Here is a 9,034-nt window from a genome sequence, read left to right as displayed (position 1 = left end):
CCGATCAGGGCGGCGATCACCCCCAGCGACACGCCGATGGGGATCTTGAAGACGTCGATCAGCATCATCTTGGCGCCCACGAACACCAGCACCCCGCTCAGGCCGTACTTGAGGTACGCGAACCTGTGCATCACCCCCGCGAGCAGGAAGTACATCGACCGCAGCCCCAGGATGGCGAACACGTTGGAGGTGTAGACCAGGTAGGGGTCCTTGGTGATGGCGAAGATCGCCGGAATCGAGTCGATGGCGAACACCAGGTCGCTCACCTCCACCAGCAGCAGCACCAGGAAGAGCGGCGTCGCCACGCGCCTCCCGTTCTCCGCCGTCCAGAACTTCTGCCCGTCGTAGCGGTGCGTCATGGGGATGAAGCGCCGGGCGAACCGCACCACCGGGTTCTTCTCGCCGTCGAAGTGCTCGTCGTCCTTTTTGAGCGCCATCTTGATCCCCGTCAGCAGCAGCAGGCCGCCGAAGAGGTAGATGATCCAGTGCCAGCGCTCCAGCGCGTACGCGCCCATGGCGATGAAGGCGCCGCGCATCACCAGCGCCCCCAGGATCCCCCAGAAGAGGACGCGGTGCTGGTAGATGGAGGGCACCGCGAAGTACGAGAAGATCATGGCGATGACGAAGATGTTGTCCACCGCCAGCGACTTCTCCACCAGGTACCCCGTCAGGAACTCCAGCGCGGGCTGCTTCCCCGCCAGGAAGTAGATGCCGGCGTTGAAGACCATCGCCACGCCCACCCAGATGGCGCTCCAGGTGGCCGCCTCGCGCAGCTTCACCTCGTGCGCCTTGCGATGGAACACGCCCAGGTCCAGCGCCAGCATCAGCAGCACGAACGCGTTGAACCCTACCCAGAACCAGATGCTCGTCGCCACGGGAGTCCTCCTCGCATGCCCCGGCGGGGGCGTGATGGCTCTCGTGGTCTCGCCTCGGTCCCCTCTCGGGATCGCGCACGGCCGGGAGCACTCGGGGCGCTCCGTATTGACGGCCGGGGGCTCCGGCTCGCCGGCCGGCTGGCTACTCCCCACGGCGACGAATCTGACCCCGCGTCATCCGTGCATCAACCCCGTACGGGACGCCGAAATACGGCAACGTGCTCGGCACCTCGAGGTCCATCGCGGCGAAAACCAGTTTCCATGCGCGTTTTCGCGCATGCCGGGCGAATCACTCTTAACCTGCGTGAATGACTTCTATCCTACTAATGCATGAAACAGCGGCGGCGGGCACGCGAAAGGCCCCGGCGCGCACCGCGCCGGGGCCCTTCATTGTACCCGCTGCGCGAGAGCAGGCGGGGGGTCAGCCTGCGGAGTTCGGGCCGGCGGCACGCGGGCGGCGCACGCGTTTCACGAAGACGTCGTCGCGGGCCGTCTCGGAGATGGCGACCACCGCCGGGTGCTTCAGCCGCCGCTCCACCGAGATGGCGTAGAAGCGCTCGCGGATCTCCTCCACGTGCGCCAGAGCCTCCACGCGGTACTGCCGGCGGATCTCCGCCTCGATCGCCGTGGGGCCGGCGAAGAGCGCGATCCCCGCCTGGCCAAAGGTCTTGAGCAGCGCGCTGTCACCCACCTCGCCCACCACGCGCGGGCGCACGCCCACGGAGTCGAACCACTGCCCCAGCGAGCGCCGCAGCACCGTCCCCTCGGTGGGGAGGATGAAGGGCGCGCCGTCCAGCGAGCGGGGAAAGTCGGCCCCGTACCGCTCCGCCAGGGGCGGCGTGCCGAAGAAGGTGACGCCGCACTCGCCCAGCAGGTGGTTGTAGGCGCGGATGGGGGTGGTGGGCGGAAGCGGCGCGTCGGCCAGCACCAGGTCCAGCTCCGCGATGGAGAGCGCCGCGAACAGGCGCTCGGCGCGGTCGTCGTGCAGCACCAGGTGCACCGGCTGCTCCAGGCGCAGGGCAGGCGACAGCAGCCGGTACGCCACCAGCTTGGGAAAGGCGTCGGTCACCCCCACCGTCAGCCGCATCGGCTTCCCCGTGGGCCGCCCGCGCAGCGTCTCGGCCAGCTCGCGGCCGAGCGAAAAGATCTCGTCCGCGTAGTGGAACGCGGTGCGCCCGGCCTCCGTCAGCACCAGCCCGCGCCCGCTCTTGGCGAACAGCGGCTCGCCGAGCTGCCGCTCCAGCTTGCGAAGCTGCGTGCTGATGGCCGGCTGCGTCACGTGCAGCTCCTTGCACGCCGCCGCGATGCTCCCCTCCCGCGCCACGGTCCAGAAGTAGAGGAGGTGCTTGTAGTTGATGGGCACTGTGGGGCTCCGGCTCGTTCGACGGCGCGTGGGTGGATCGAAAACGCGAGGCGGCGCGGGGCCCGTGCTCGCTCGATCCATAGTAGTGCATGCCGCGCGCCCGCGCATCCATCAATCCAGGTTATGGGACCCCGCATCGATTTGCATTTGTGCGGTTCCTCGCCGCGCGGATATCCTCCACGGCGTGACACCCGCGGCGCGGCGCCGCCTCACCCCCCCACCGGGTACGATGATGACCGAGAATACCCAGACCCCGCTCTCGCGCCGGCGCGCGCTCTCGCTCTTCTCGCTCGCGGCGGCGGCGGCGGTGCTCCCGGCCCCCCTCCGCGGCGACGCGCTCCCCGACGTGGGCACGCCGGAGGAGGCGCTCCAGGAGCTCCTGGCCGGCAACCGCCGCTTCGTGGAAGGCCGCCCCGTGGGACCCCACCGCGGCATGGCGCGCGTCCGCGACGTGGCGGCGGCCCAGAATCCGTTCGCCGCGATCCTCTCGTGCGCGGACTCGCGCGTGCCGGTGGAGATCGTCTTCGACCAGGGCTTCGGCGACCTGTTCGTGTGCCGCGCCGCGGGCAACGTGGTGACGCCGGAGATCATCGGGAGCCTGGAGTTCGGCACCCTGGTGCTGGGCTCGAAGGTGCTGGTGGTGCTCGGCCACACCGGCTGCGGCGCGGTGAAGGCGGCGATCGCGGGCGACCCCGTCCCCGGCCAGATCAGCACCCTCTTTCGCCACATCCAGCCCGCCGTGGCGCGCACCCCCACTCGCGAGCAGGAAGCGGTGGCGCGCGAGAACGTGCGCGAGCAGGTACGCCTGCTGCGCACCGCCTCGCCCGTCGTCGCGGGGCTGATCAGGGAGAAGAAGCTGGACGTGGTGGGGGGCATCTACGACCTGTCCACCGGGCGCGTCACGATGCTGCCCGCATGACGCCTTCGCGGCGGGGCGCCGAACCGGCGGGCTACTGGTACGGAAGGATGAGCGACGCCGTCGTCCCGCGCCCCAGCTCGCTCTCCAGCTTCACCTCGGCGGAGAGGGTGCGCGCAAGGCGGCGGGCGAGCGCCAGCCCCAGCCCCACGCCCCGCTCGGAGGAGGCGGAGCGGGCGCCCTCCTGCACCTGCGCGAACGGCTCGAAGACGCGCTCCAGCTCGTCCGCGGGGATCCCGTGGCCGGTGTCGCACACGGCGACGACGAGCACGCGGATGCGGCGGCTGCGCGAGGGCTTGGTGGTGCGCGTCAGCCTCACCTCGATCTTCCCCTCGTCGGTGAAGCGGATGGCGTTGTCCAGCAGGTGCAGGAGGACGCGCGACAGGCGGTCCGGGTCCGTCTGCAGCAGGGGGAGGTCGGGCGGGTAGTGGAGCGAGAGGGTGAGCCCCTTGCGGCGCGCCGTGGGCTCCACGCGGCGGAGGAGGGTGGCCACGAACTTCCGCGGCTCCACCAGCTCGGTCGCCTCGGATGGCGTCTGCGCCTCGCCCAGTTCGCGGATTCCCTCCAGCACGCGGACGATCTCGGCCACGTGCGTCTCCGCGCGCTCCAGCATCTCGGAGGTGCGCGGCGGAAGGTCGCCCAGCAGCCCCGAGCGCAGGATGTCGGACTCCAGCAGGAGCGCGGTGGCGGGGGTGCGCAGCTCGTGGTTGAGCGCCACCAGGAAGTGGTCGCGCGACTGGCGGGCGATGCGCGCCTCCTCGTACAGGTGCCCGTTCTCCAGCACGAGCGCCATCGCCATTCCCGCCGCCTCCGCCTCCGAAGCCGCATCCTCCCCCGGTTCCCGGTCGTACAGGAGGAGCATCGACCCCGCCCCCGCCCCGCGCAGCTCCAGCGGAATCCAGAGCAGGTGCGAGAACCCGCCCTCCCCGTCGAGGCGGAGGAGCCTGGCGCCGCGCCGCCGCCCGGGACGCTCGCGGGCCACGGCGACGGGGCCTTCCATCAGCGCCTGCACGCGCGCCTCGTCGCACGACGCGAGGGCTCGCACGGCGTCGTCGGGGTTCACCACCGCACCCGCCAGCGCACCCGCGCGCTCGACGGCGCCGGCCAGCAGCGGCCCCAGCGCATCGGCGGGGTCGGCCAGGTCCGCCACGCCCGCGAGCGCGCGCACGAACGGATCGCTCACGCCCGCCCCCGCCGGTGGAGGGCGAGGGCGGCGCGCGCGGGAAGAGGCGCTTCGGTAGCGGGGGTATCCTGACCGAACAACGGGCGATCCTTCGGGACGGGGTAAGCCGCCGGTCCTGGCGCGGCCGGAAGCGCTTGAAGATGCCCCTCCCGCCGCAATCAGCGGACCACCAACCGCCCGTTCCTCGCTGGCAGCCCGCAACGCGCCGCAACATCAGGCCGCAAAGGCGACACATGGCTCACGCGGAGCCGCGGAGGCGCAGAGAGAGAACCGCAACTGCATGGCTCACACAGAGACACAGAGACACAGAGGAAGAACCTCAGAAGTATTTCTCTGTGGCTTTCAGTTCCTTCTGTGGCCTCTGTGTGAGGCTTTTTGCCGGTGCTCTCTCCGCGCGAATCCCGAGGACAGGCACGGATGCATGCGAATGCCCCTCCCCCAGGTGGTTTTGGGGGAGGGGCCGCGAGGAACGAGCGGGGGTGGGGGCCCTCAGTCCGCGCCCACCGGCTCCGGAAGCAGCCGGTCGATCGCGGCGAGGAACTCGTCCACGTCCAGCGGCTTGGTGAGGTAGGCGTCGGCGCCCTCGGCGATCAGGCGGTCGATGGTGCGCGGAGTGGCGTCCGCGCTGATCATCACCACCGGGATCCCCGCCGTGCGCGCGTCGCAGCGCAGGCGCCGCAGCACCTCGTCACCCTGCACGTCGGGAAGGTGGAGGTCTAGCAGCACCAGGTCCGGCGCGTGCTCGCGGGCCAGCTCCGTCCCCATCCGCCCCTGCAGCGCGGGAATCGTCTTCCACCCCGGCCGCTCGGAGAGGATCGTCTCCACCAGGCTCAGGTTCGCAAGGTTGTCCTCCACGTACAGCAGCGTGACCGGCGAGCGGATCTTGGAGCCGACGCTCAGCGGGGCCGGCGAGCGCCCTTCCAGCCGCTCCACCGGGTCGCGCGCCAGCCGCAGGTCGAGGGCGAAGGTGCTCCCCTCCTCGCTGCTCTCCTCCAGCACCAGCGTGCCGCCCATCGCCTCCACCAGCCGCTGCGAGAGCGCCAGGCCCAGCCCCGTCCCCTCCACCTCCGTGTGCTCCGCGCCCAGGCGGGCGAACGGGACGAAGAGCTGGTCGTGCTGCGCGGGATCGACGCCCTTGCCCGTGTCCGTCACGCGCACCTTGACGCGCTCGTCCGGCAGGATCTCGCAGTGCAGGCGCACCGAGCCGCCCTCGCGGTTGTACTTGACCGCGTTCGACAGGAGGTTGAGGAGCACCTGCGACAGGCGCTGCCGGTCCGCCGTCACGAAGGGCTCGCCCCCGGGAAGCTCCCCGTCGTCCAGCGTGATGCAGCGCTGCGCCGCGAGCGGGCGGGCCAGCGCCACCGCCTCCTGCACCACCAGGGAGAGCCGCACGGGCTCCAGCGAGAGCTGCTGCCGGCCGCTTTCGATGCGGGCGATGTCCAGCACCTCGTTGATGAGGCGCAGCAGGTGCCGCCCCGCCGTCAGGATGTGCTGCACCCCGCGGCGCTGGTCCGCCGCCAGCGTGCCGCGCGACAGGAGCTGCGAGAAGCCCAGGATGGAGTTCATCGGGGTGCGCAGCTCGTGGCTCATCCTCGACAGGAACTCGCTCTTGGCGCGGTTGGCGCGCTCCGCCTCCAGCGTGGCGCGGCGCAGCGCCTCTTCGGCCAGCCGCCGCTCCGTCACGTCGCGGATGTTGGCGACCACGCCCTCGTCCGGCGAGTCGGTGGAGAGCGTCTGCCCGAACGCCTCCAGGTAGCGCCAGGAGCCGTCCTTGTGGCGGTAGCGGTACTCCGCGTGGCCCATCACCCCCGGTGTGGCAAAGGTGTTCTCCAGCTCCCGCACCACCACGGCCACGTCGTCGGGATGCACGAGCTCCCACGCGCTGCGCCCCACCAGCTCCTCCGGCTTGTACCCAAGGATGCGCGTCACCGAGGGGCTCTGGTACGTCATCACCCCGTCGGGGGAGATGATGACGATGTTGTCCTGCCCGTTCTCGATCAGCCGGCGGAAGTGCTGCTCGCTCCGGCGCAGCGCGTCCTCGGCCTCCTTTCGCTCGGTGATGTCGCGCGTGTTGAAGACCAGCCCCTCCGCCGCCGAGGTAGGCGAAACCGTGCGCCCGAACGTCTCCAGCTGCCGCCAGCTCCCGTCCTTGTGCAGGAAGCGGTACTCGGCGTGCCCCGTGGTCCCCGGCGCCGCCGCCGCCGCGGAGATCTCGCGCATGGCCGTCTCCAGATCGTCCGGATGCACCAGCGCGAACATGTTCTGCCCCACCGAGTCCTCGGGCGTGTAGCCCAGGATGCGCTCCATCGACGGGCTCTGGTAGCGGATCTCGCCGGTGGCCGGGTCCAGCACCACGATGATGTCGTGCGCGTTCTCGATGAGGGCCCGGTAGCGCTCCTCGCTGGCGCGCAGCGCGTCCTCGGCCTCCTTGCGGTCGGTGGTGTCGCGCGTGTTGATGACGATGCCGTCTTCCGGATTGTCCGTGAGCGTCTTCCCCACCGCCTCCACCGTGCGCCACGCGCCGTCGCGTGCGCGGTAGCGGAACTCGGACGACCGCGTCTCCCCCGGCCGCGCCGCCACCTCCGCGAGCGCCGTCCGCACGTGCGCGCGGTCGTCCGGATGCACGCGGTCCCACGCGGAGATCCCCACCCCTTCGCCCGCCTGGTAGCCGAAGAGCCGCCCGATCGCCTCGCTCTCGTAGCGGATGGTGCCGTCGGGCCCGATGATGGACACCAGGTCCGACGCGTTCTCGATCAGCCGCCGGAAGTGTTCCTCGCGCTCGCGCAGCCGCCGTTCTGCCGCCTTGCTGACGGTGATGTCGCGCACCACGGTCACCCGGTCGCCGTCCAGCAGCGGCACCAGGCGCATCTCCAGCTCGCGCTCGTCGCCAGCGGGGGTGCGCAGGGTGTGCTCCAGCGTCGCCAGGCGGCCGGTGCGCTCCACCTCGGCCAGCGCCGCGTCCAGGCGCCCGGCGGCCTCGGGGGGAAGCACCTCCTGCATGCGGCGAATCACCGTGTCGCCCGCGGGCACCAGGCCGCTCCACTCGGGGCCGGCGCGGTGGTCCACGATCGTCCCGTCCGGGCGCAGCCGGAAGTAGGCATCGGGGAGGGCCTGGAAGATCGCCTCCAGCTCCTGCGTGCGGCGGAGGAGCTCCTCGCGCGCTTCCTCGTGCTCGGCGACCTCCTCCTCCAGCGCGGCGTTGGCTCGCGCCAGCTCCGTGGTGCGCTCGTCCACGCGGCGCTCCAGCTCGAGGTTGGTGCGCTCCAGCTCCGCCTGCGCCTCCTTGAGGTCGGTCACGTCCTGGTGGACGATGATGACCTCGCGGATCTCCCCGTCCGCCGCGCGCACCGGCCGCGCCGACGCCTGGATCCAGCGCGGCGCCGAAGCGGCGTCCGCTCCGATGGCGCTGCGCGTGTCGAAGAGCGACGGCGGAAGCTCCAGCGTCTCCCCCGCGAAGGCGCGGCGCAGCAGGTCGCCCAGCTCGGCGAGCTGCGGTTCGTGCAGGGGGTTCCAGTCGCGCGTGTCCTCCAGCTTCAGCCCGAACAGCTCCTCCCACTCCTCGTTCACGTCCAGGGTGCGGCCTTCGGGGGAGAAGATCTGCACGCTCAGCGGGAACTGGCGGTACATCGCGCGGAAGCGGCTCTCCGATGCGTGCACGGCATCGGCGGCGGCGCGGTGCTCGCCCGCGAGGCGCAGGTGCGCGAGGCGGGATGCCGCGATGGCCGCGAGCGCCTCCATCATCTCCACGTCGTGGGCGGAGTAGCGCGCGGGGTCGCCGGTCTCCACGGCCAGCACGCCCAGCAGCTCCCGCCCCGCCATCACCGGCGTGCGGATGGCCGACCCGCCGTTGCCGCACCCGTCGTGGGGGCGCCCGGTGGCCAGCGTCCGCTTGCCGCGCACCACCCAGCGGTCCGGCGTCTCCGCGCACGCCAGGGCGCCCGCCCCCCGCGGCGAGTTGCCGTGGTAGCGGAGGGTGTCGGTGGCTGCGTCGTAGGTGGCCAGGCGGAAGGCGTCGAAGGAGATCGCCGGCCGGGCCGCGTCCTCCAGCGCACGCGCCAGCCCGTCCGCCGAGCCCGCCTCCAGCGCGGCCGCCGCGGCCCGGGCCACGGCCCGGATGCGGTGGAGCGCGTCGCTTTCGCGCGGGTGCTCGAGGAGGTAGGGGGATGCGCGCATGGGGATGGCTCCGTTCGGGGATTCTGCCTTACGACTCCGCGGAAGATGCCCCCGGCCTTCCTTTCCGGCATGGGGCGGATGACCCCCCTCTTTGCTTCCACCAGCAGGTACGCCGCTTCCCCGGGCTGGCGGCTATGGGGCGGCGGACCCGTTCGTGGGCCCCAAACCCCTTTTGCCGCGCCTCTCCACGCCACTAAAGTAGACAGAGAGGACACGGAGGGCTGTCAGGTGAGCGGGGGGGAACCTTGCCGAATGGCATGCCTCGTCCTGCACGGCCAGCCGCGCGCCTCCTGATCCGGGAGCCATTCCACCAAGGAGGGCGATGGCCTGACCCCAACCCACCGCGGCCCGGCGTCCCGACCCTGGACGCCGGCGCCGCCCGCCTCACCCCCGCCCAACCCACGCCACGCGTCCCGATCCCCCCGTAGGGGCAGCCCCATGTGGCTGCCCGTGCCCTCCCCCGCCCCGAACCCCGCCCCCCAGAACCGAAAACCGCCGCCCCCCCGCACCCCCCTTTGTCATCC

At 71.6% G+C, this 9,034-nt stretch carries 5 protein-coding genes; 1 reads left to right on the top strand and 4 read right to left on the bottom strand.

Features of this window, described 5'->3' with window-relative positions; all coding sequences use genetic code 11:
• Together VF647_00925 and VF647_00920 are read right to left on the bottom strand one after the other, a co-directional pair.
• Positions 1-875 (bottom strand): TerC family protein (locus tag VF647_00925; GenBank protein HEX8450621.1); only part of this gene is annotated, 875 nt, incomplete at its 3' end.
• Between the two features lie 421 nt (positions 876-1,296).
• Positions 1,297-2,238, bottom strand: a complete 942-nt coding sequence (locus VF647_00920; protein ID HEX8450620.1) for a LysR family transcriptional regulator — start codon at positions 2,236-2,238, stop codon at positions 1,297-1,299.
• A gap of 232 nt (positions 2,239-2,470) precedes the next feature.
• On the opposite strand from VF647_00920, the gene VF647_00915 reads away from it, so the two are divergent.
• Positions 2,471-3,157 carry a carbonic anhydrase gene (locus VF647_00915; protein HEX8450619.1) on the top strand — a complete coding sequence of 229 codons (687 nt, stop codon included), beginning with the start codon at positions 2,471-2,473 and terminating at the stop codon, positions 3,155-3,157.
• A 31-nt stretch (positions 3,158-3,188) separates the two neighbouring features.
• On the opposite strand, the gene VF647_00910 is transcribed toward VF647_00915, so the two are convergent.
• Together VF647_00910 and VF647_00905 are read right to left on the bottom strand one after the other, a co-directional pair.
• Entirely contained in the window at positions 3,189-4,337 is a 1,149-nt protein-coding gene (locus tag VF647_00910; protein ID HEX8450618.1) for a HAMP domain-containing sensor histidine kinase, read from the bottom strand.
• Positions 4,338-4,826: 489 nt separating this feature from the next.
• Positions 4,827-8,510: a PAS domain S-box protein gene (locus tag VF647_00905; protein HEX8450617.1), complete on the bottom strand. Its 3,684-nt coding sequence runs from the start codon at positions 8,508-8,510 to the stop codon at positions 4,827-4,829.
• Positions 8,511-9,034: the final 524 nt, after the last annotated feature.

This window comes from Longimicrobium sp. (genome assembly GCA_036387335.1).
In the GTDB taxonomy this organism is placed as follows: Bacteria; Gemmatimonadota; Gemmatimonadetes; order Longimicrobiales; family Longimicrobiaceae; genus Longimicrobium.
This window is presented reverse-complemented; position numbering and strand designations above follow the sequence as displayed.